The following is a 19,653-nucleotide window of genomic DNA, read 5'->3' as shown; positions in this document are numbered from 1 at the left end:
GCATCCAGCCTATGAGTCGCCCGCCTTCGGCTGCGGTTTGTGCGATTTGATCACCACGAGTCGGTCACCCGCACCGAGCACCGCCGCCTCAGGGTCATCGTGCCGCAACGTACGGTGTCCGCGCACCACGGCCACCACCAGATCGCCGCATTCGCTCGGTGACTTACCCGCCTCGCGTTTGTCGATCGGCCGTTCGACCAGGTCCATGCCCTCGCCGTAGTGCATGAGGTCCTCCATCACCTCGCCGACGTTCGGGCTCAGCATGGAGACCCCGAGCAGTCGGCCCGCGGCGCTCGCGGTGGTGACCACCGAGTCGGCCCCGCTCTGCCGGATCAGTGGCGCGTTCTCGTCCTCGCGGACCGCGACCACGATCCAGGCCCGCCGATTCAACTGCCGCGCCGTCAGCGTGACCAGGGCCGCGGTGTCGTCCCGGTTGACCGAGACGATGATGTTCCGCGCCCGTTCCACCTCGGCCCGGCGCAGCACCTCGGCCCGGGTCGCGTCGCCGGATACCACCACGAGCTTGTCGTCGTCGCTCGCCTCGCCGGCCGCCTCGGGGTCGGAGTCGACGACGACGATGTTCTCGCGTGAGATCCCCTGCGCCATCAGCGTGTGAACCGCGCTGTACCCGGTCGTGCCGTAGCCGACCAGGATCGTGTGGTCGCGCAACGTGGACCTCCAACGGTTGAGCCGCAACTGCTCCCGCGTGCGCTCGGTCAGCACCTCGAGGGTCGTGCCGACCAGGATGATCAGGAAGATCACCCGCAGCGGGGTGATCAGGACGACGTTCACCAGGCGGGCGCCGTCACTGGCGGGGGTGATATCGCCGTAGCCGGTGGTGGACAGGGTGACCGTCGCGTAGTAAATCGCGTCGAGCAGTGAGACGTGCTCGTCCACGGCGTCGCGATAGCCGTCCCGATCGAGGTAGACCACCAGGATGGTGACCGCCAGGACCAGCAGGGCCATCCCGAACCGGCGCAACACCTGCACGAGTGGACCGGGACGGTCCTTGGGGATGTGTACGGTCGCGCCCGCCTGACCGGCCAGGCCCGCCGGTTCGTCGGCGCGCTTCTTCAGCGTCGGCAGCGGTCGGGCGAGCGCGCCGCGCGGCCCGCGGCGATCGGCCGGCCGGTCGTCGGGAAAGCGCGCGGTCTTCATCGCGGCGCCCCGAGCACCTCGACCCGATCACCCGCGCGCACGCCGCCCGGCGGCACCACCGCGATGCCGTCGGCGACCGCGAGTCCGCGCAACATCGCCGGGCCGGAGAAGGCCAGCGGACGATCCGCGCGCATCGGCACCAGGCGGGTGTCGCACGGGTGGCCGGCGATGTCGGCGCCGACCCGGATCCGGCGCGGGCGCGGTTCGGGGCGACCGGAGAGCCGGCGCAGCAGCGGCACCGCGAGGGTGAGCATGCCGGCCACCGCGGCCAGCGGATTGCCGGGCAGGCCGACCAGATAGCGGCCGGCACCGGGGCGCTCGCCGGGCAGGTGGGCGAGCAGCATCGGATGCCCCGGGCGGACCGCGACGCCGTCCACCAGGACATCCGCCTCCAGATCGGCGAGCAGTCGGTGCACATGATCGCGTGGACCGTCGGCGGTGCCGCCGGTGGTGATCACCACGTCGGCGCGCGATGCGCTCACGTGCCCGCGCAGCGTGTCCAGGTTGTCCCCCACCCGGCGAACCCGCAGCAGGTCGGCGCCGAGCGTACGCAGCCACGGCGTGATCAGCGGGCCGAGCGCGTCCCGGATCCGGCCCTCCCCAGGCAGCCCCGCGTCGAGCAACTCGTCTCCCAGCACCAGGAGTTCCACCCGGGGCCGGTCGACCACCACGAGTTCGTCGTAGCCGGAGGCGGCGGCCAGCCCGGTGACCCCGGGGGTGACCGTGGCGCCGGCCGGCAACAACTCGTCACCGCGGCGGCACTCCTGGCCGCACGCGCGGATGTCGGTGCCCTGCTGGACGTGCACGTCGCCGAACAGCGTGCGGCCCTCGACCCGGCTCTGTTCGCTGCGCAGCACGGCGGTGGCCCCGTGCGGGACCCGCGCGCCGGTGGCGATCTCGACCGCGTCCCCGTCGCGCATCACGCCGATCTCCGTACCCGCCTCGCCCGCCAGCAGTCGCCCGCGTACCCGCCACGGCCCGGGGCCGGCGACCGCCCACCCGTCCATCGCCGAGGTGTCGAAGGAGGGCAGGTCGGTGAGCGCGACGATGGGCCGGGCGAGCACGTGGTCGCGCGCGTGGTGCAGGGTGCGGGAGACCGCGGGCAGCGGTCGCCCGGCCGCGCGGGCGGTGGCGCGGGCCTCGGGCCAACCCAATGCCTGCTGCGGGTGCGGCTCGGAGCGCGTCATGGTCCGACTCTCCCGAGGGATCATCAGGCGCCCGGCTCGGAGCCCGTACCACGGCGCTCGGCGAGGTCCTGTGCCTGGCGCAGTGCCTCGGCCACCGCCGTCGCGCCACCACCGCGACTCGCCGCCGCGTAACCGACCAGGAAGGAGGTGAGCGGCGCGGCCGGTCGCTGTACGTTGTGCGCCGCCACCCGGGTCATGTCCAGCAGCGCCGCGATGTCCACGTCCAGCTCGATGCCCAGCTCCTGCTTGACCGCTTCGGTCCACTCTTCCAAGCCAGTCATGTCTCTCCTCTTCGGGGCTGTGTCCATCCTCCCCGACCGTGTGCGCGCGTCGCGCACATCCGCCCAGGTGTCGCAGTCGAACACAGCTTCGGAATCGGCCCGGATCCGGCGCGGCGCGAGCGGCTCGACCACCCGGCGCAGCGGCACCCCCGCCGGTTGCGCCAGGTCCGCGACGCCGGCCCGGAGCGCGGCGGTGCGATAGGCGGCGAGCAGGATCTGATCGCGCCCGTCGGCGTCGACCGCGACCGCGCCGGCCGGCGCGGGCTCCCGGTCCAGCTCGGCAACCAGGCGCTCGATCAACTCGGCGGGTACGAACGGCAGATCGGCCGCGAGCAGCACGACCACCTCGGCCCGGACCAGCGGCAGCGCGGCGGCCAGCGCGGCCACCGGGCCGCCGCCGGGCGGGTCCTCGCGTACCCACACCACCTCGTGCCCGGTGGCTCGGCGCGGCCCGGCGACCACGATCCGCTCGGCCCCGGCAACCGCGGCGAGCACCCGGTCGAGCAGCGAGACGCCCGCCACGAGCAGGCCCGGCTTGTCGGCGCCGGCCAGCCGGCGGGCCGCGCCGCCGGCCAGGACGACCGCGTCGTAGCCGCTCACGTCGGTGCGTTCGCGGAGGTCGTGGACCAGCGGAAGAGCGTCATCCCGACGCTGGTCGCGAGGTTGTAGCTGGAGACCTTCGGCCGCATCGGGATGGCCACGAGCCGGTCGGCGCGCCCGCGCAGCGCCGCCGAGACACCGTGTCGCTCGGTGCCGAACGCCAGGATCGCGTCGTCCGGGATCTCGGTGGTGCGCAGGTCGGCGCCCTCGGGGTCGAGCACGAAGATCGGCCCGGCGGGCAACGTGTCCGAGGTCACGCGCGCGACCGTGGTGGCGAAGTGCAGCCCCGCACTGCCCCGGACCACGTGCGGGTGCCACGGGTCCAGGTCGCCGGTGGTCAGCACGGCGGAGACGCCGAATCCGGCGGCCAGGCGCACCACGGCCCCGACGTTGCCCAGGTTGCGCGGGTTCTCCAGGAGCACGGTCGGCGCGGTGCGGGTCCGGGCCGGCTCGGGCTCGGGGCGGGCGGCGAGGGCCACCACCCCGGTCGGGCCGGCGCGCGGGACCAGGTCGCGCAGGAACGGCTCGGACACCTCGTGCGCGGTCTCCTCCAGATAGCCGCCCACGTCGGTCGCGAGTTCGTCGGCCAGGGCACGGACGGCCGCCCGGTCGGTGGTCACCACGAGTTCGATCTCGGCGCCGAACCGCAACGCGTGCTTGACCGCGTGGAAGCCGTCGAGCAGCACCGCCCCGGGCGAGGCGGCCCGCCACAGCGCGAGGATCTGCATCTCGTGGGGGTTCATGACAGCAGCGTAGGACCTGTCGAACGGGTCCCGGACGCCCGGCGGCGGCGTGCGCCGCCGGCACCGGGACCCCACCGGCACAGCCGGATCAGACCCGGCCCGAGGCCACTCCTTCGAGTCCTTCGGACGTGCCCGGCACGGGCGGCTCCGCGCCGACCACGGGTGCCGATCGCGCCGCGGCCGGCCCGCGGCGCAGCCGAGCCGTCAGGCGGGTGACGACCCGCGTTCGGGTCCAGATCAGGAACGTGGTGGGCAGGAACAACGCGTCGCCCACCGACATGGACGCGGAGAACGCGGGCAGGCCCAACATGATCGCGATGCCGAAGTGCATGCCGAGCAGGATCACGATCGCGACGTACTTGACCCGCTTGGCGAAGAGCATGAACACGAAGCCGACCTGGACGAACACCGTGAGGTAGGCCAACAGCACGCCCATCTCCGCGTTCTCGCCGAGCATGTGGCTGAGCCCGGGCCACGGCGCGAAGTACTCCAGGTTCAGCACGTAGTGCATGGCCGTGCCGTCCTGCCAGTACGAGCCCTGCACCTTGTACAGCCCGGCCGCGCCGTAGATGAAGCACACCTCGGCGGCGATCACGAACAGCGCGCAGTTGTGCACGACGGTCACCAGGCCGGCTCGTACCTGTTCGACCTGGCGCGGCAGCCGCCACAGCGCGCCGAAGGCGACCCCTATCCCGGGGATCCAGATCCAGCGGCAGACGAACGCGAAGGAGAACTCGGGATCCAGGGACCACGAGTCACCGCGGCAGGTGGTGCCGAGCGCGACCATCGCGATCAGTGCGACCAGCACGCCGACCTCGTGTCCGGGGCCGGTGCCCGGGCGGATCCCGGTGCGCCTGGCCCGGCGCGCGTCCAGCGACCACACCCGTCCGCACGCGGTGAATGCGAGGTAGATCGCCATCAGCAGCAGGACGGTGTCGCCGCCGTCGGTCATCAGGATGGACCGGCTGTTGAAGGACACGACCATGATCGCGAACATGATGCTCATCGCCCGGGTGTGCCACCCGAGCACGAACAGCGCGCAGATCACGATCGCCGCGATGTAGACGCCCTCGAACCACAGGCGCGAGTTGCTCTCCAGGAGCAGGCTCACCCCGCCGATGCCGCCCAGCAACTCCCGGGCCATGTCCGGTGACCAGGCCGACTGGTCACCCCAGATCTCCCGGCGGTTGACGTACTCGCGGAGCAGGCCGACCAGGAAGACCAGGCCGTAGCCGATCCGCAACAGGGCCGCCTGATGCACGGCGAAGGTACGGGTGCTGACGGTGTCGAGGGCGCGCACCAGCCACCCGCCGACGGCGTCCTCCACCCGGCGATACGCACTCGCCGCGACGCGCGGCTGCGGCTCAGCGGAAGTCATCGGGCTTCGTCTCCCACCAGCCGAGCGTGCGGTATGAGGTTTCCGGCTCGGTCTTCGCGTCCGGCTTGCCGATCGGCGTGGTCGCGACCCGGATTCGCACGGATTCGAGTCCGCGGTTCGCTCCCGCGTCCTGGAACCGGTGCACCACGATCCGGCGCAGGTAGCGCTGGGTCAGCGGACCGCGCGTGCCGATCGCCGACTCGTCCTTGGCGTCGTGCGCGTCGGCGTAGCTCGACCACGCGCGCCGGATCATGTTCTGGTCGGCCTTGCTGGGATAGAGGTTGCCCCGGATGTGGTCCAGGTCGTCCCCGGTCAGGTCGGTCCAGCCGGACTCGACGACGGTGCCGTCCGCGTTGCGCACCCGCGACTGGGCCTGCAAACGAAAGTTCTCCGACATCGGATTGGGCGCGAACAGCGCCCAGTTCTGCTCGAAGTACGGGTAGATCCAGGTGCCGGTCTGCTTGCGGTAGTCCTGGCTCACCGCGTTGCCGGGCGCGACGTGCAGGAACACGAAGAACACGTGGACCAGGGTCACCAGGATCGCGAGCACGGCGAACAGCGCGGAGATCGAACGCACCGCGGTCGAACGCCGCTCGTCGGAGGGCACCGCCGTCTCGATCGGTGTGTCGACGGGGGCGCGTTCCCCCGCCTGTGCCGGGATCCAGGCCGGTGGCCGGGCCGGATCCGGTGCCGGGGCCCGGTCCGCCGTCGTGTCGGCGGTCGAGGTGCCCACCGCCGTCGCACCGGCTTCGGAACCGGGGTTCGACCGATCCGCCGGTTGCCCGGGCGCCGCGTCGTCAGGCGACTGCATGCCTCTCCCGTGGTCGATGGGTCCGCCGGTCCGGACCCGTGCTGCCGGCACGCTACCGGGTCCGGTCCGCCGGACGTACCGGAACCGTCACCAACCACACGGTCGAGACGGTTTCCGTGACCATAGAACGTGTTCTACTCTGAGCGCCGGTGCGGCTCCGATTCCGCGGCGATGTCCGGCACGGGGGTGCGGGCATGCCGGGGCCGGGGTCGCACCCCTCACAACCGGCTCACAGGTCCAGCACGCCCTCGCGGTCGTGCGCCCGGTAGCGGCCGAGCAGTTCCTCCCGCCCGGCGTCGTCGAGGAGCCGGTACGCCGCGCCACGCTCGGGCCGCCACCACACCTGCCCCTCCCCCCGAAAGCCCGCACGCCGCAGGCCGACCTTGTGCACCTTGTTGGTCGCGGTGGTCGGCACCTCGTCCACCACCCGCACGAACGTCGGCGCCATCTTGGTGCCCAGGTCCGGTTGCTCGGCCATGAAGGCGGCGAACTCCCGCGGGTCGAACACGGCGCCCTCGCGCACCTGCACGCACGCCATCACCTGATCCCCGGTCACCGGGTCCGGCACCCCGTACACGACCACGACCTCGAACGGCGCGAAGCGCGCGAGGATGCCCTCGATGCCGGCCACCGCCAGGTTCTCGCCGTCCACCCGCAGCTTGTCGTCCGCGCGGGCGGCGAAGTAGAGGTATCCGGCCGTGTCCCGGTAGAAGTGGTCGCCCGTCCAGTACTGCCCGTCGCGCGCCCGGGCCGCCGACGCCTCCTCGTTGCGCCAGTACCCCTCGAACCCGTTGCGCCCGGTGTTGACCAACTCGCCGATCGCCGCGTCCCCGTTGACGAGCCGACCCGCCGCGTCGAACTCGGCCCGGGCACACTCCCGGCCGGTCGCCGGATCGAGCACGGCGGCGTGCTCGGGACACGGCCCGACGGCGCCCGCGGGCGTGCCCAGCCGCCAGTTGACGCTCATCCCGCCCTCCGAGGAGCCGTACCCCTCGGTGAGCGCACATCCGAAGCGGGCTTCGAAGCGCGCCATGTCCACCGCACCCGCCTCGGTGCCGAACCCGGCGCGCAGCGGGTTCTCCCGGTCGTCGGGCCGCTCCGGGGTGGCGAGCAGATAGGAGATCGCCCGGCCCACGTAGGTGAAGTAGGACGCGCCGTAGCGACGGATGTCGGGCAGGAACGCGGACGCCGAGAACCGCCGGCGCAACGCGACCGCCCCGCCCGCCCGCAGCGCCGGCGACCAGTTCGCCATCAACGCGTTGCCGTGGAACATGGGCATGCAGATGTAGTTGACGTCGTCCGGCCCGAAGCCGAACTGCTCGGACAACACCGTCCCGGCGCCGGCCAACCGGCCCTGCGAGCAGACCACGCCCTTGGGCGCGCCGGTGGACCCGGAGGTGAACACGATCAACAGGCGGTCCGCGGGGTCCGCGACCAGGGCGGGCAGCGCGGCGTCCGCGTACGGGCGCAGCAGTTCGTCGTACTCGGGGTCGTCGACCACCAGGATCCGCTCCGCCGGGATGCCCAGGTCGAGCCCCTCCAGCAGCGGCAGGTGCGCGCGCTCGGTGACGATCACCCGGCACTCGGCGTGCGTGATGTCGCGCGCCAGCTCCGCGCCGCGCCGCGTGGAGTTCACTCCCACGAGGGTGGCGCCCGCCACCGCCGCGCCGGAGAGCCAGTGCGGGAACTCGGGCACGTTGTCGAGCAGGACGCCCACGTGCGGCTCGACGCCGCGCGGCAACAGTTCGGTGAGCAGTGCCGCCCGGACGGCGGCGGCTCGGGCGAGTTCGTGGTGCGTCCAGGTTCGATCCTCGAAGTGGAGCCCGGTCCGTTGGTCGCCCCACTGGCGATGCACGAGTTCCGCGATCGTCACCATGCCGCACTCCCTCACCGAGATCCGGTCACGCCGGATCTGATAGACCGTTAGATCTGATGCACCGTCATATTCTTTGCCCGCATTCTTGGCAAGATCAAGAAAAGTGTCACGGAGGTACGGGTATGAACTCGAACACCAGGCCGCTGCCGCCGGCCTCGGCCACCGCCCTCGCCGAGCTGATGGCCGGCACGCTGCCCGGACCCTCCAGCGTGAGCGCGGAGGCGCTGGACCTCGCGGACCGGGTGCGGGACCTGGTCGAGGCGGTGGTGTGGACGGACGTGGACGCGGCGGTGCGCGCGGACGCGGCCCGACGGGTCGCCGAGCTGACCGCACTGCTGGGCGCCGCCCGACGCCCGCAGGCGGTGTCCCTGATCCGGTATCCGAACGGCCGGCTGGAGCACCTGACCCAGATGGGCTCGGGTCGACTCAACCCGCAGGCGCCCAGGCTGGTCTTCGAGGAGGTCGAGCCGAGGCCGGACGCGGCGGCCGACCCGGAATCGGTGGAGATCCGCGCCCACTGCACGCTGACCGCGGCCCACGGCGGGCCGCCCGCCCGGGCGCACGGCGGGATCGTGGCGGTCGTGCTCGACCAGCTGCTCGGCGTCGCCGCGTCCGCGGCCGGGGCACCCGGGCTGACCGCCGGGCTGGACATCCGCTACCGCCGGGCCACGCCCTACGACGTGCCGCTGGAGCTGACCGGGCGCTGGACCGGTCGCGAAGGCCGCAAGAGCTTCGCGACCGGTGAGGTCCGCGCCGCCGGCGAGGTGACCGCCGAGGCGACAGCGGTGTTCATCGCGGAACGCCGGTCCTGACCGGACCCGCGGCCGATCCGGGAGTCACACCACCGCCGGGGCGGTCTGCGTCTCGCTCACCATGGGCCGGCCGGCGGCCTCCCACGCCAGCATCCCGCCGTCGACGTTGATCGCGTCCCAGCCCTGCTGCCCCAGGTAGTGGGTGACCTGGGCGGACCGGCCGCCGACGCGGCACATCACGTACACGCGCGTATCGTGCGGGACCTCGTCGATCCGCTCCAGGAGCGTGCTCATCGGGATGTGCCGGGCACCGGCCACATGACCGGCGTCCCATTCGTGCACCTCCCGTACATCCAGGACGAAGGCGTCGTCAGGGACCGCAGCTGCGGACACGGCCGGCGGGGGCGACAGGTGCATCGGATCTCCGGGAGGTCAGGCGTCCGGACCCGTCCGGCCGCGCTCACCGCACATTGTCGGCCATCGGCGCCGCGCCCACGTGCCTCGAAAGAGCGAACCACCCGGGCCGCCCGCACGACACGCGACCGAAATGCCGGCTGTGTGCCTACCCCGGGAGCAGGCTGGACGGCAACCCTCCCGGGCCGACCGACGCCCATCCGGCCGGCCCGGGAGCGGGCACGGCCCGTCCGACCGGCCCGCGGTCAGGGATCGACGAGCGTGCCGAGCACCTTCTCCTTCTCCGCGATGTCGTGCAGGAGCTGATCGGCCAGGTGCTCAAGCAGCCCGTCCGGGTCGTTCGGGGCGAGCTCGAGCAGTTGCCCCATCGCGCCCTCCATCAGCTGATCGCGCAAGCCGGCCAGCTCGGCCCGCCGGTGGGTGAGCCAGGCCAGCCGGCTGCGCAGCCACTGCCCCCGGCTCTCCGCGTCCGGACCGATCGCCCCCTCCGGGGAGGTCGCCCATTCCGTACCGAGGGCCAACAGCTCGGTCACGTCGCCGCGCGCGTAGGCGGCGTTCACCCGGGCGATGAAGGTGCCTCGGCGCTGCTTCTCCTCGGGATCCTGGACCAGGTCCGGGTGCGCCCGGCGGGCAAGCTCGCGAAAGAGCTTGCGCGCCTCGGCACCGGGGCTGACCCGATGCACCTCGGGCACCGGCATCGGCTCGTCGGCCGCCTCGCCCGCCGCCGCGCCCGCGCCGTCGAGGGCGCCCAGAAGCGAGTCGAGGTCCGGCATGTCCGTGACCACACCACGCAATTCGACCGCGCGCCGGATGTCGGCCGGATCGCCGGTGTGCGCCGCAATCGCCTCCGCGATCAGTGCGTCCAACTCGTCGAGACGCTCGTACAGCGGTCCCAGCCGGCGGTGGTGCACGATCGCCAGGTTGTCCAGCTCGACCTGAAGGGTCGTCACATCCACTTCGTCGTCGAGCAGCGCGGTCTCCGCCGCGGCGACCTGTCGTTCCAACTCGGCGATTTCGGGGTCCGACCAGGGGGTCGGCGCGCTGACCTCGTCCATCACGTCCCTTGTGTGCTGTTCTGTTCCCGCGCGACACCGGCCGGCGGGCGCGTCTGCCGGACTTTGAAGATCAAATCACTCGCAACACCCCCCAGCAGCCTATGTGGTAGGGCAGCATGGTCAGGCCGTCCCTGGCCAGTCGATCCAACAAAGCAGTTGGCTAGAGGGGATAAGATCCAGCCATGCCGCCCGACACCGCACGCACCCGAGCCAAACTTCTCGACGCCGCCCGCGCGGAGTTCGCCGAGCACGGCATCGCCGGCGCCCGCGTCGACCGCATCGCCCTGCGCGCCGGGGTGAACAAGGAGCGCATCTACGCGTACTTCGGCAACAAGGAGCAGCTCTTCCAGCACGTGCTGACGGAGTCGCTCCAGGAGCTCAACACGGTCGTCACGATGCCCAATGCCGACCCGGCCGAGTACATCGCCCAGGTCTACGACTTCTACTGCGCCCGCCCGGAGCTGCTCCGGCTGCTGGTGTGGGAGGCGTTGTACTACGGCCACGACCCGGTTCCGGACGAGGAGCGGCGAGTCACGAGCTACGCCGCGAAACTTCAGGAGTTCGCCGATCATCTCGGCGTGAAGCCCTCGCCCGACGTCGCCCAACTGCTCTTCTCGCTCATCGGCGTCGCCGCCTGGCAACAGACGATGCCGCAGATGTCGCGGGTACTGCTCGGGGCCGACTCGGAATCCGAGGAGGCCCGGGCGAACCGGCGCAAGCACCTCATCGAGTTCACGCGAGCGTCCATCGCATCGATGAAGCAGTCATAGGCGCACGGCCGGATGAAGGGTCCACCCTTCATCCGGCATGCCCACGCAATGCCGGCCTTCCCATGACGTCATCCCCCGGGGAAGGCGTGCCGAGGTCCTGCTCGTCCCCGCGGATCCACTGACCCCCGTCGCACCGACGCACACTTCGTCCCCGAGGCAACGGCCGCGCTCGCGTCGGGGATCCCCGGTGGCGCGCGTGGACCACAAGCCCTCGTGCGCGGCGACGCGCACGAGGCGGCACACCCGCACCCCACACTCGCGGACCGCCGCGCCATCGGGGTCGGCAGATCCCCGCGATCTCGGACCTGTCCGCCGACGTCCCGGCGGCCGCGCCGGCGGCACGGCTGTTCGCCGGCCGCCCGCGCCCCGGGGTCAGACCCCGGTCTCGGCCGGCAGCCGCCCCGATCGCACGGCCGCGAGCAGTTGTTCGTGGTCGGCCTCGGTGCGATCCGCGTAGCGCACCGCGAACCGGGCGAACGCGTCGTCCAGCCGGTCGCTCTTGCCGCAGTAGCCCGCGAGCACCTTGGGGTCCACCGAATGACTGTGCGCGCGGGCCAGCAGCGCGCCGGTCATCCGGGCGTAGTCGTCTATCTCGTGTGCGGCCAGCACGCTCGGGTCGATACTCCCCTTCATGTTGCGGAACCGGCGCACCATGTACGCGTGCCCGTCGATCGAGGTCCACCCGAGCAGCGAGTCGGTACCGGCCTGCATCCACTTCTGGCCCACCACGACCCGGCGCCCCTCGTGCTCGACGTGCACAGGCGGCAGATACGGCGCGAGCGCCGAGGGCCGCGCCTCCTTCACCTGGAGTACCAGCGGCTCGTCGCCGTTGCCCAACAACAGCACCACGTAGGCTCGGGTGCCGACACTGCCGGTGCCCACCACCCGAAACGCCACGTCCTCGATCGCGAAGCGGGCCAGCAAAGGCCGGCGCTCGGTGGAGAGCGTGTCCACATAACTCTCCAGGCCGGCCGCCACCGCATGGGCGAGCGCGTCGTCCACCGAGGTGAGCACCGGCGGCTCCGGGACGAAGTGCCAGGTGCCGTCGGAGCGCCGCCGGGTCGCCTTGGCCGCGAACCGGGCGCTGGTGTTGCGCCGGGCCTTCGCGGTGACCTGGGCCAGCAGACCGGACAACTCGGCCGCGTCCGCGTGCGCCACCAGCGACTCGTCGGCGATCGCGTGCCACGCCTGCAACACCGGCATCCGGGCCAGCACCGTCATCGTCTTGCGATAGGAGGCCGCGGCGTCGTAGGCGGCCTTGCGACACGCGTCCGCGTCCAGGCCGCCGACCCGACCGGCCACCACGAGCGAGGCGGTCAGTCGTTTGAGGTCCCACTCCCACGGTCCCTGCACGGTCTCGTCGAAGTCGTTGAGGTCCATCACGAGCCGACCCTCGGCGGTGCCGAACACCCCGAAGTTCCCGGCGTGCGCGTCACCGCAGATCTGCCCGGTCAATCCGGTGACCGGCTGCGCCGCGAGATCGGCCGCCATCAACCCGGCCGAGCCGCGCAGGAACGCGAACGGCGAGGCCGCCATCCGTCCGATCCGCAGCGGCACCAGATGATCGAGCCGCCCGATATTGGCCCGCTCGACGCTCTCCACCACATCGGGCCGATCCACCGCGGGTTCGAAGCCCGCGTGCGCGGTCCGCGACACGCGCTCGCGCAGCCCCTTGCCCCGCGCCTTCGACGCCACATCCGACCTGTCCCGAAAACCCGGAACGATGAATTCCCGCCCTGCCGAAGTCCCCGACATGTACCGATCCTCCCCGGATCAAGCGCACGGCCCACCACCAAGACACAGCCGGGCTCACCCGGCCGGAGATACAGAAAGGCCCCAGGTCGATGACCTGGGGCCTTTGCTCGGTGCGCGAGGGGGGAGTTGAACCCCCACGCCCTTTCGGGCACTGGAACCTGAATCCAGCGCGTCTGCCTATTCCGCCACCCGCGCGAGCAATCAAAGATTAGCACGGGCCGAAGGTCCGATACGAATCCATACCCGCAGGCCGCACCGCTCACACCATGAGCATCCGTATGGACACCCACAGCAACCAACGGTTCATCTTTGTGGACCGGGATCCCCACGACCCCCGCCTCTCCGGCATGCTTGCCCTGCACCGTACGGTGAACGGGCTTCGACCCCGTCCACGCACACGGTCGCGGGACAACTACTGCAAGCGAGCCACTGAGGGAGCAACAGGGTGTAGGAATCCCTGTGAAAGCCAACACTCCTTACAGTGGCCACGGTAGGGAACCGCGCCCGTTTCCCACGCGTGGATACGATCAGTGAGCAGACTGTAGGACCGGACCGGCCGATCGCGTACGGAAGGAGGTGCCCGTGGGTCCCCTGAAGAAGTTCGAGCAACGGCTTGAGGGCCTGGTCAACGGCGCCTTCGCCAAGGCGTTCAAGTCGGATGTCCAGCCCGTCGAGATCGCCAGCGCGCTCAAGCGCGAGTGCGACAACAACGCGACGATCTGGAACCGAGACCGAACCATGGTCCCGAACGACTTCGTCGTCGAGCTCGGCCAACACGACTATGAGCGCCTGAGCCCGTACGTGCAGCAACTCGGCGGCGAACTGGCGACCGTGGTGCGGGACTACGCGCAACAACAGCGCTATTCGTTCATCGGTCCGGTCGAGGTCCACTTCGAGCATGCCGACGACTTGGACACGGGTCTGTACCGTGTGCGCAGTCAGGCACTCGCAGGCAGTCAGTCGCACCACGATCAACAGCAGCCCCCACACCAACCGCCCTTCCCGGGCGGGGGGCCGCAACCGGAGCAGCCACCTCAGGGTTATGGATACGGTCGGCCCGGCGGGACACCCCCGCCCGGGGTGCCCGCACCACCACCCTTCGGCCCGCCCGGGACCCCGGGAACGCCGACGCCTCCCCGGCCGCAGCCGGGGGAGCAGGCGGCCTACGGTCAGAGTCCGCCGCCGGCATCACGGCTGCGTACCTGGCTGGAGGTCAACGGGGTGCGTCACGAGCTCACTGCCCCGGTCGTGAAGTTGGGCCGCAGCACCGATGTGGAAGTTCGCGTGGACGATCCGAGCGTCTCGCGGCACCACGCCGAGATCCGCATCGGCGCTCCGGCGTCGATCACGGACCTCGGTTCGACCAACGGGATCGTCGTCGACGGCCAGCACTGTCAGCGTGCCGGTCTGCGCGACGGATCGCGCATCGTGCTCGGCAGCACCACTGTCGTGTTCCGCCAAGCCGAGGGGTGACAACGGGCGCATGTCTGAGCTGACCCTCACCGTTATGCGGTTGGGTTTCCTCGCTGTGCTGTGGTTGTTCGTGATCGTCGCCGTACAGGTGATCCGTAGCGACCTCTTCGGCACACGCGTGACCCAACGACCCGCGCGGCGCAGAACCGCCGCGCCCGCCGCCGGAGGAGGTGCCACTCCGCCTCAGCAGGCGCAGCCGGCTCCGCCCCCGCAGCGGCAGCAGGCCCGGCCCCGCCGCGGCCAGCGCAACAATCCCAGCAAGCTGGTGATCACCGAGGGCTCGCTGACCGGCACGACGATAAATCTGACGGACCAGCAGATCACCATCGGCCGGGCCCACGATTCGACCATCGTGCTCGACGACGACTACGCGTCCAGTCGGCACGCCCGCATCTACCCTGCGCCCGACGGCAGCTGGGTGGTCGAAGACCTCGGGTCGACGAACGGTACCTACTTGGACCGTACGCGCCTGACCGGTCCGACCCCCGTGCCGCTCGGAGCGCCGATCCGTATCGGCAAGACCGTTATCGAGCTGCGCAGGTAGCCTGAATGAGCCTCTCTCTCCGCTTCGCCGCCGGATCCCACAAGGGCATGATCCGAGAAGGCAACGAGGACTCCGGCTACGCCGGCCCTCGCCTGCTCGCGGTCGCCGACGGCATGGGCGGGCAGGCAGCGGGCGAAGTCGCCAGCTCCGAAGTCCTGTCCACCATCGTCGAACTCGACGAGGACGTGCCCGGAGCCGACCTGCTGGACGCGCTGCGTTCGGCGGTCGATCGCGCCAACGACCGACTGCGTGTGATGGTCGACGACGACCCCCAGCTCGAGGGCATGGGGACCACGTTGACCGCGCTGTTGTGGACGGGGAGCCGACTCGGCCTCGCCCACATCGGCGACTCCCGTGCCTACCTCCTGCGTGACGGCGCCCTGGAACAGATCACCCAGGACCACACCTGGGTGCAGCGCCTGGTCGACGAGGGCCGCATCACCGAGGAGGAAGCCGACCACCATCCGCAGCGCTCGCTGTTGATGCGTGCCCTGGACGGGCGCGGCCACGTCGAGCCGGACCTGTCGGTGCGCGAGGCACGCCCCGGCGATCGTTACCTGATCTGCAGCGACGGCCTGTCGGGGGTGGTCAGTCGGGAGACGATGGAGGGCACCCTCCTGACCTACGGCAACCCCGGCGACGCGGTGCAGGAGCTGATCCAGCTCGCGCTGCGCGGCGGCGGCCCCGACAACATCACCTGCATCGTCGCGGACGTGGTGGACCCGGCCGATCAGCCCTCCGACAGCCCGATCGTGGTCGGCGCGGTGGCCACCGTCGTGGACGACACCTCGACACTGCCGACCACACCCGCCTCTCGGGCCCGTGAGTTGACCGCAGGCGAGTACGAGACCGAGGCCCTGGTCTCCGAGCCGGGCAGTCGGCGCAAGCCCAAGCCGAAGTCCACGCTGCGCAGGACGCTGCCGATCTGGGGCGGGCTCGCGGTGCTCGTGGCCGCGCTCGGCGGCGCGTACTACTGGACGCAGACGCAATACTTCGTGGCCGACAAAGGAGACCACGTCGCGATCTACCGGGGGATCGACTCGAAGATCCTGGGTCTCAATCTCGCGAGCACCTACCAGAGCTACGACGACCTGAAGCTCACGATGATCGGCCAGACCAACAGGGACGCGGTCAACAGCACACTCGACGCGGCCAGCCTGACCGAGGCGCGGCACACCATCGACCGGCTCAAGCGGCAGGCCGACGTGTGTCGCAGGGCGTATGCGGCGGACGAAGCGAAGAAGGCGGCCGAGGGCAACCCGGGCGGGCAGCCCGCGGGCAGCGTGGACACGTTCCCACAGCAGAACCCGGGCTTTCCGGCCACGCTGCAGAGCAACGCGCCGGTCGCCAAGCACACCCCGACCACCGCATCGCGAAGCACTCGAAGCTCGTCGCCGTCAACGGCCGACCCTGGGTCCAAGGGCCGAGGCACCTCGACCACGAGCCCAACCACACCGGCGAGTTCGGCGCCACCGAGTTCGTCGCCGCCGGCCGCGGCGCCGGAGGCGCCCGGATCGGGACTCTCCGCCGAAGAGGCCGACCTGGCCAAGCAGTGCTATCCGCGACTGCCCGGAACCACCGGAACGAACTGAGGGGAGCGCCGTGAGCAACACGACGATCACCCCCCAAGCCGCACCGAATCGCCGCAACACCGAGCTGATGATGCTCGGCTTCGCGGTTCTGGTGCCGATGCTGGCTTATGCCAACGTGGGACTGGCGGGGGACGGGTCACTGCCGGTGGGGAGCCTGGTCAAGTACGGGCTCGGCCTGGGCGTCTTCGCGGGCCTCGCACACCTGCTGGTGCGCAAGTTCGCGCCGTACGCCGACCCGCTGCTGCTGCCGTTGGCCACCTTCCTCAACGGCATGGGCCTGATGCTCATCAATCGGCTCGACCTGGACATCATCCAGGGAGTCGGCCTCCTCAACGGCGCCAAGGGCACCGCGGCGGCCGGGTCCCAGCTGATGTACTCGGCGATCGGTGTCGCCCTGTTCGCGGTCGTGGTGGTCGCCTTGCGCGACCACCGTCTGCTGCAGCGCTATACCTACACGTTCATGGCGTTGGCCCTGGTGCTGCTGGTGTCCCCCATCCCGTTCCCGGGTGACACCTACGGCGCCAAGATCTGGATCCGGCTCGGACCGTTCTCGATCCAGCCCGGCGAGTTCACCAAGATCGTGATCACCATCTTCTTCGCGGGCTACCTGATGGCCAAGCGCGACGCGCTGGCGCTGGCCAGCCGCAAGGTGATGGGCCTGTACTTCCCGCGTGGCCGGGACATGGGCCCGATCATCGTGGTCTGGCTGCTCAGCATCCTGATCCTGGTCTTCGAACGCGACCTCGGTACCTCGCTGCTGTTCTTCGGCGTCTTCGTGGTGATGCTCTACGTCGCCACGGAGCGCACCAGTTGGCTGCTGTTCGGCGTTGTGATGGCCGTGGCCGGCGCGGCCATGGTCGGCACGCTCGAACCGCACGTGCACGACCGGGTCGCGGCCTGGATGGACCCGATGGACGCGTACGCCCACCCTGCGCCCGGGAAATCGCAGCAGCTGGCCCAGGCGCTGTTCGGCTACGGCACCGGCGGGCTGCTCGGCACCGGTCTCAACCAGGGTCACCCCACCGAGATCGGTTTCGCGGCGCGCAGCGACTTCATTCTCACCACGGTCGGTGAAGAGCTGGGTCTCGCCGGAATGATGGCCATCTTCATGGTGTACGCGCTGCTGATCGAGCGCGGCCTGCGTACCGCGTTGGCCGCTCGCGATCCGTTCGGCAAACTGCTCGCGGCGGGCCTGTCGATCGCGCTCGCGCTCCAGGTCTTCATCGTGGCGGGCGGCGTCACCGGACTGATCCCGCTCACCGGTATGACGATGCCCTTCCTGGCGCAGGGTGGTTCGTCCGTGATCACCAACTGGGCCCTGGTGGCGATCCTGATCCGGATCAGCGATACAGCCCGCAGACCGGCGCCACCGGCCGGCGCGTTCGATCCGAGCGAGGGTGTCGCGCCCAGACGCGGCTCGCATGCCTCGGGGCGAAGCGCCACGCCCGCCGCCGGCTCCACCCCGCCACCACCGAGTGCGACGCCGGCCGACGGCTCCGCCTCTCCCGAGGCGCTGACCGTGGCGGGCGGGGTGCCGAGCGCACCCGGCGGGCCACCGTCCTCGGGCGGATCCCCGACGCCACCCAGACCATTCGTTCCCCCGCCGAACCCCGGCGGCGGAACGCCATACGGCCCACCGGGCCAGAGCGGCTCCGGCGGGCAGCAACAGTGACGGCCGCCGCCGCAACGCAAGCCCAGGGGAGGGACATACCGTGAACAAGCCTTTGAGGCGGGTCTCCGTCTTCTGCCTGATCCTGGTCGCGGCGCTGATGCTGCGGGCCAACTGGGTCCAGGTCGTCAAGGCCGACGACTACGCGGACAACAAGCACAACAGACGCGCGGCGTACGAGAAGTACTCGCACCCGCGCGGCGACTTCCTGGTCGAAGGCAAGCCGATCACCAGCTCGGTCAAGACCGACGATCGGCAGTTCGAGTACCTGCGCAAGTACGAGTTCGGCCCGATGTACGCGCCGATCACCGGCTACATCTCGCCCTACTTCGGCAGCAACCTGCTCGAGAAGCTCGAAGACGACATCCTCAGCGGCAAGGACAGCCGGCTGTTCGTCCGCAAGGTGCTCGACACCGTGACGAACAAGGGCACCCGGGGCGGCAATGTCGCGCTGACGATCAACGCCAAGGCGCAGGAGGCCGCGTTCAACGGCCTCGACGGCAAGACCGGCGCCGCGGTCGCGATCGACCCCGACACCGGCAAGGTTCTCGCGATGGTCAGCACGCCGTCCTACGACCCGAACGTGCTCGCCCAAAACGACAACGACGCGGCCTCGAAGGCGTACGACGGGTTGACCCTGGACACGTCCAAGACGCGCAAGACCCCGGACACCAACTTCGACCCGAAGAAGCCGATGGACAACCGGGCGATCCGGTACACCTACGCACCCGGCTCGACCTTCAAGCTGGTCACCGCCGCGGCGGCACTGTCCTCGGGTCAGTTCAAGCCGGAGACCGTGCCGAACGTCCCGCTCCAGGGCGGCAAGCTGTTCTACCCGAACTCGACTCAGTTCCTCCCGGACTCGCACGAGGAGTGCAACGGCGCGACGTTGCAGAAGGCCCTTGAGATGTCCTGCAACACCGTGTTCGCCAGCGTCGGTCAGCAGTTGTCCCAGGAGAAGGTGAAGGCCCAGGCCGACGCGTTCGGCTTCAACAACTTCGGCAAGGGCACCAACCAGAACCCGCTCGACATCCCGAGCCGGGTCGCCCCCAGCGTGTTCCCCGCCGGACTGGACCAGGGCCAGCTGATGCGCTCGTCGATCGGCCAGGACAGCGTGGCCTCGACCCCGATGCAGATGGCCATGGTCGTTGCCGGGATCGTCAACAACGGCAAGGTGATGAAGCCCTACCTCGTGGACGAGTTGCGCGCGCAGAACCTCTCGGTGCTTGAGAAGACCCAGCCGGAGGTGGCAAACGAGGCCGTCACCCCCGAGGTTGCGCAGATGCTCCAGGACATGATGAAGGGCGTCGTCGAGAACGGCACCGGCAAGGCGGCCAAGATTCCCGGGGTCACCGTCGGTGGCAAGACCGGCACGGCGCAGCGCGGCGTCAAGAACAGCGAGCCGCCCTACGCGTGGTTCGTCTCCTACGCCAAGGGCGCCGACGGCAAGAAGGTCGCCGTGGCGGTCGTGGTGGAGGACAGTGACGCCGAGCGCAACGAGGTCAGCGGCAGCAGCCTTGCCGCCCCGATCGCCAAGGCAATGATGGAAGCCGTGGTCAAGAAGTGAGCCATGGCCCGCAATCACACCGATAGAG

At 70.6% G+C, this 19,653-nt stretch carries 16 protein-coding genes, 1 tRNA gene and 1 pseudogene; 7 read left to right on the top strand and 11 right to left on the bottom strand.

Annotation, left to right across the window (positions count from 1 at the left end; all coding sequences use genetic code 11):
* Window positions 1-9: 9 nt before the first annotated feature.
* From ABZS54_RS03925 to ABZS54_RS03895, 7 genes are all read right to left on the bottom strand, one after another.
* Window positions 10-1,158 (bottom strand): potassium channel family protein, encoded by a 1,149-nt coding sequence (locus tag ABZS54_RS03925; protein ID WP_355530751.1) that lies wholly within the window; start codon window positions 1,156-1,158, stop codon window positions 10-12.
* Window positions 1,155-2,345, bottom strand: a complete 1,191-nt coding sequence (locus ABZS54_RS03920) for a molybdopterin molybdotransferase MoeA (protein WP_355530749.1) — start codon at window positions 2,343-2,345, stop codon at window positions 1,155-1,157. Before ABZS54_RS03920 ends, ABZS54_RS03925 begins: the two co-directional genes overlap by 4 nt.
* 23 nt (window positions 2,346-2,368) lie before the next feature.
* Window positions 2,369-3,226 carry an NTP transferase domain-containing protein gene (locus ABZS54_RS03915; protein WP_355530747.1) on the bottom strand — a complete coding sequence of 286 codons (858 nt, stop codon included), beginning with the start codon at window positions 3,224-3,226 and terminating at the stop codon, window positions 2,369-2,371.
* A complete protein-coding gene (locus ABZS54_RS03910) occupies window positions 3,223-3,969 on the bottom strand; it encodes an RNA methyltransferase (protein WP_355530745.1) in 747 nt (248 codons plus the stop codon). Before ABZS54_RS03910 ends, ABZS54_RS03915 begins: the two co-directional genes overlap by 4 nt.
* An 88-nt stretch (window positions 3,970-4,057) precedes the next feature.
* On the bottom strand, window positions 4,058-5,347 hold the full coding sequence (locus tag ABZS54_RS03905) for an HTTM domain-containing protein (protein WP_355530743.1): 1,290 nt from the start codon (window positions 5,345-5,347) through the stop codon (window positions 4,058-4,060).
* Window positions 5,334-6,158 carry a DUF5819 family protein gene (locus ABZS54_RS03900; RefSeq protein WP_355530741.1) on the bottom strand — a complete coding sequence of 275 codons (825 nt, stop codon included), beginning with the start codon at window positions 6,156-6,158 and terminating at the stop codon, window positions 5,334-5,336. The genes ABZS54_RS03905 and ABZS54_RS03900 overlap by 14 nt, the downstream gene beginning before the upstream one ends.
* Before the next feature lie 229 nt (window positions 6,159-6,387).
* A complete protein-coding gene (locus tag ABZS54_RS03895; protein WP_355530739.1) occupies window positions 6,388-8,034 on the bottom strand; it encodes an AMP-binding protein in 1,647 nt (548 codons plus the stop codon).
* A 122-nt stretch (window positions 8,035-8,156) separates the two neighbouring features.
* Between ABZS54_RS03895 and ABZS54_RS03890 the strand changes: the two genes are divergently transcribed.
* Window positions 8,157-8,846 carry a PaaI family thioesterase gene (locus tag ABZS54_RS03890; RefSeq protein WP_355530737.1) on the top strand — a complete coding sequence of 230 codons (690 nt, stop codon included), beginning with the start codon at window positions 8,157-8,159 and terminating at the stop codon, window positions 8,844-8,846.
* A gap of 24 nt (window positions 8,847-8,870) precedes the next feature.
* Here ABZS54_RS03890 and ABZS54_RS03885 read toward each other — a convergent pair whose 3' ends face one another.
* Together ABZS54_RS03885 and ABZS54_RS03880 are read right to left on the bottom strand one after the other, a co-directional pair.
* Window positions 8,871-9,203 carry a rhodanese-like domain-containing protein gene (locus ABZS54_RS03885; RefSeq protein WP_355530735.1) on the bottom strand — a complete coding sequence of 111 codons (333 nt, stop codon included), beginning with the start codon at window positions 9,201-9,203 and terminating at the stop codon, window positions 8,871-8,873.
* Window positions 9,204-9,445: 242 nt separating this feature from the next.
* Complete coding sequence (locus tag ABZS54_RS03880) at window positions 9,446-10,255, bottom strand: hypothetical protein (protein ID WP_355530885.1); 810 nt, start codon at window positions 10,253-10,255, stop codon at window positions 9,446-9,448.
* Window positions 10,256-10,437: 182 nt separating this feature from the next.
* Between ABZS54_RS03880 and ABZS54_RS03875 the strand changes: the two genes are divergently transcribed.
* Window positions 10,438-11,025, top strand: a complete 588-nt coding sequence (locus ABZS54_RS03875; RefSeq protein WP_355530733.1) for a TetR family transcriptional regulator — start codon at window positions 10,438-10,440, stop codon at window positions 11,023-11,025.
* A 372-nt stretch (window positions 11,026-11,397) separates the two neighbouring features.
* On the opposite strand, the gene ABZS54_RS03870 is transcribed toward ABZS54_RS03875, so the two are convergent.
* Both ABZS54_RS03870 and ABZS54_RS03865 read right to left on the bottom strand, forming a co-directional pair.
* Window positions 11,398-12,720 (bottom strand): DUF2252 domain-containing protein, encoded by a 1,323-nt coding sequence (locus ABZS54_RS03870; protein WP_355530731.1) that lies wholly within the window; start codon window positions 12,718-12,720, stop codon window positions 11,398-11,400.
* Window positions 12,721-12,891: 171 nt separating this feature from the next.
* Window positions 12,892-12,975: transfer RNA gene (locus ABZS54_RS03865), tRNA-Leu, on the bottom strand.
* 387 nt (window positions 12,976-13,362) lie between these two features.
* Here ABZS54_RS03865 and ABZS54_RS03860 point away from each other — a divergent pair.
* The 5 genes and pseudogenes from ABZS54_RS03860 to ABZS54_RS03840 all read left to right on the top strand — a co-directional run bounded on the left by ABZS54_RS03860 (window position 13,363) and on the right by ABZS54_RS03840 (window position 19,625).
* Complete coding sequence (locus tag ABZS54_RS03860) at window positions 13,363-14,253, top strand: DUF3662 and FHA domain-containing protein (RefSeq protein ID WP_355530728.1); 891 nt, start codon at window positions 13,363-13,365, stop codon at window positions 14,251-14,253.
* Between the two features lie 10 nt (window positions 14,254-14,263).
* The gene (locus ABZS54_RS03855; RefSeq protein WP_355530725.1) at window positions 14,264-14,797 is read left to right on the top strand and encodes an FHA domain-containing protein; all 534 of its coding nucleotides are present in this window, start codon (window positions 14,264-14,266) and stop codon (window positions 14,795-14,797) included.
* A 5-nt stretch (window positions 14,798-14,802) separates the two neighbouring features.
* Window positions 14,803-16,389: a PP2C family serine/threonine-protein phosphatase gene (locus tag ABZS54_RS03850; RefSeq protein ID WP_355530722.1), complete on the top strand. Its 1,587-nt coding sequence runs from the start codon at window positions 14,803-14,805 to the stop codon at window positions 16,387-16,389.
* A gap of 10 nt (window positions 16,390-16,399) precedes the next feature.
* Window positions 16,400-17,764: pseudogene (locus tag ABZS54_RS03845) on the top strand (FtsW/RodA/SpoVE family cell cycle protein); the annotation flags it as partial.
* A gap of 337 nt (window positions 17,765-18,101) precedes the next feature.
* Window positions 18,102-19,625 (top strand): penicillin-binding transpeptidase domain-containing protein, encoded by a 1,524-nt coding sequence (locus ABZS54_RS03840; RefSeq protein WP_355530719.1) that lies wholly within the window; start codon window positions 18,102-18,104, stop codon window positions 19,623-19,625.
* The last annotated feature ends 28 nt before the right edge of the window (window positions 19,626-19,653 follow it).

Origin of the sequence: Embleya sp. NPDC005575 (assembly GCF_040605455.1) — a bacterium.
In the GTDB taxonomy this organism is placed as follows: domain Bacteria; phylum Actinomycetota; class Actinomycetes; order Streptomycetales; family Streptomycetaceae; genus Embleya.
This window is presented reverse-complemented; position numbering and strand designations above follow the sequence as displayed.

What these genes read in the sequence shown, in the direction of transcription:
- ABZS54_RS03925 (WP_355530751.1), bottom strand. Translation starts at nt 1,158, where the DNA reads ATGAAGACCGCGCGCTTTCCCGACGACCGGCCGGCCGATCGCCGCGGG.
- ABZS54_RS03920 (WP_355530749.1), bottom strand. Translation starts at nt 2,345, where the DNA reads ATGACGCGCTCCGAGCCGCACCCGCAGCAGGCATTGGGTTGGCCCGAG.
- ABZS54_RS03910 (WP_355530745.1), bottom strand. Translation starts at nt 3,969, where the DNA reads ATGAACCCCCACGAGATGCAGATCCTCGCGCTGTGGCGGGCCGCCTCG.
- ABZS54_RS03905 (WP_355530743.1), bottom strand. Translation starts at nt 5,347, where the DNA reads ATGACTTCCGCTGAGCCGCAGCCGCGCGTCGCGGCGAGTGCGTATCGC.
- ABZS54_RS03900 (WP_355530741.1), bottom strand. Translation starts at nt 6,158, where the DNA reads ATGCAGTCGCCTGACGACGCGGCGCCCGGGCAACCGGCGGATCGGTCG.
- ABZS54_RS03895 (WP_355530739.1), bottom strand. Translation starts at nt 8,034, where the DNA reads ATGGTGACGATCGCGGAACTCGTGCATCGCCAGTGGGGCGACCAACGG.
- ABZS54_RS03890 (WP_355530737.1), top strand. Translation starts at nt 8,157, where the DNA reads ATGAACTCGAACACCAGGCCGCTGCCGCCGGCCTCGGCCACCGCCCTC.
- ABZS54_RS03885 (WP_355530735.1), bottom strand. Translation starts at nt 9,203, where the DNA reads ATGCACCTGTCGCCCCCGCCGGCCGTGTCCGCAGCTGCGGTCCCTGAC.
- ABZS54_RS03880 (WP_355530885.1), bottom strand. Translation starts at nt 10,255, where the DNA reads ATGGACGAGGTCAGCGCGCCGACCCCCTGGTCGGACCCCGAAATCGCC.
- ABZS54_RS03875 (WP_355530733.1), top strand. Translation starts at nt 10,438, where the DNA reads ATGCCGCCCGACACCGCACGCACCCGAGCCAAACTTCTCGACGCCGCC.
- ABZS54_RS03855 (WP_355530725.1), top strand. Translation starts at nt 14,264, where the DNA reads ATGTCTGAGCTGACCCTCACCGTTATGCGGTTGGGTTTCCTCGCTGTG.
- ABZS54_RS03850 (WP_355530722.1), top strand. Translation starts at nt 14,803, where the DNA reads ATGAGCCTCTCTCTCCGCTTCGCCGCCGGATCCCACAAGGGCATGATC.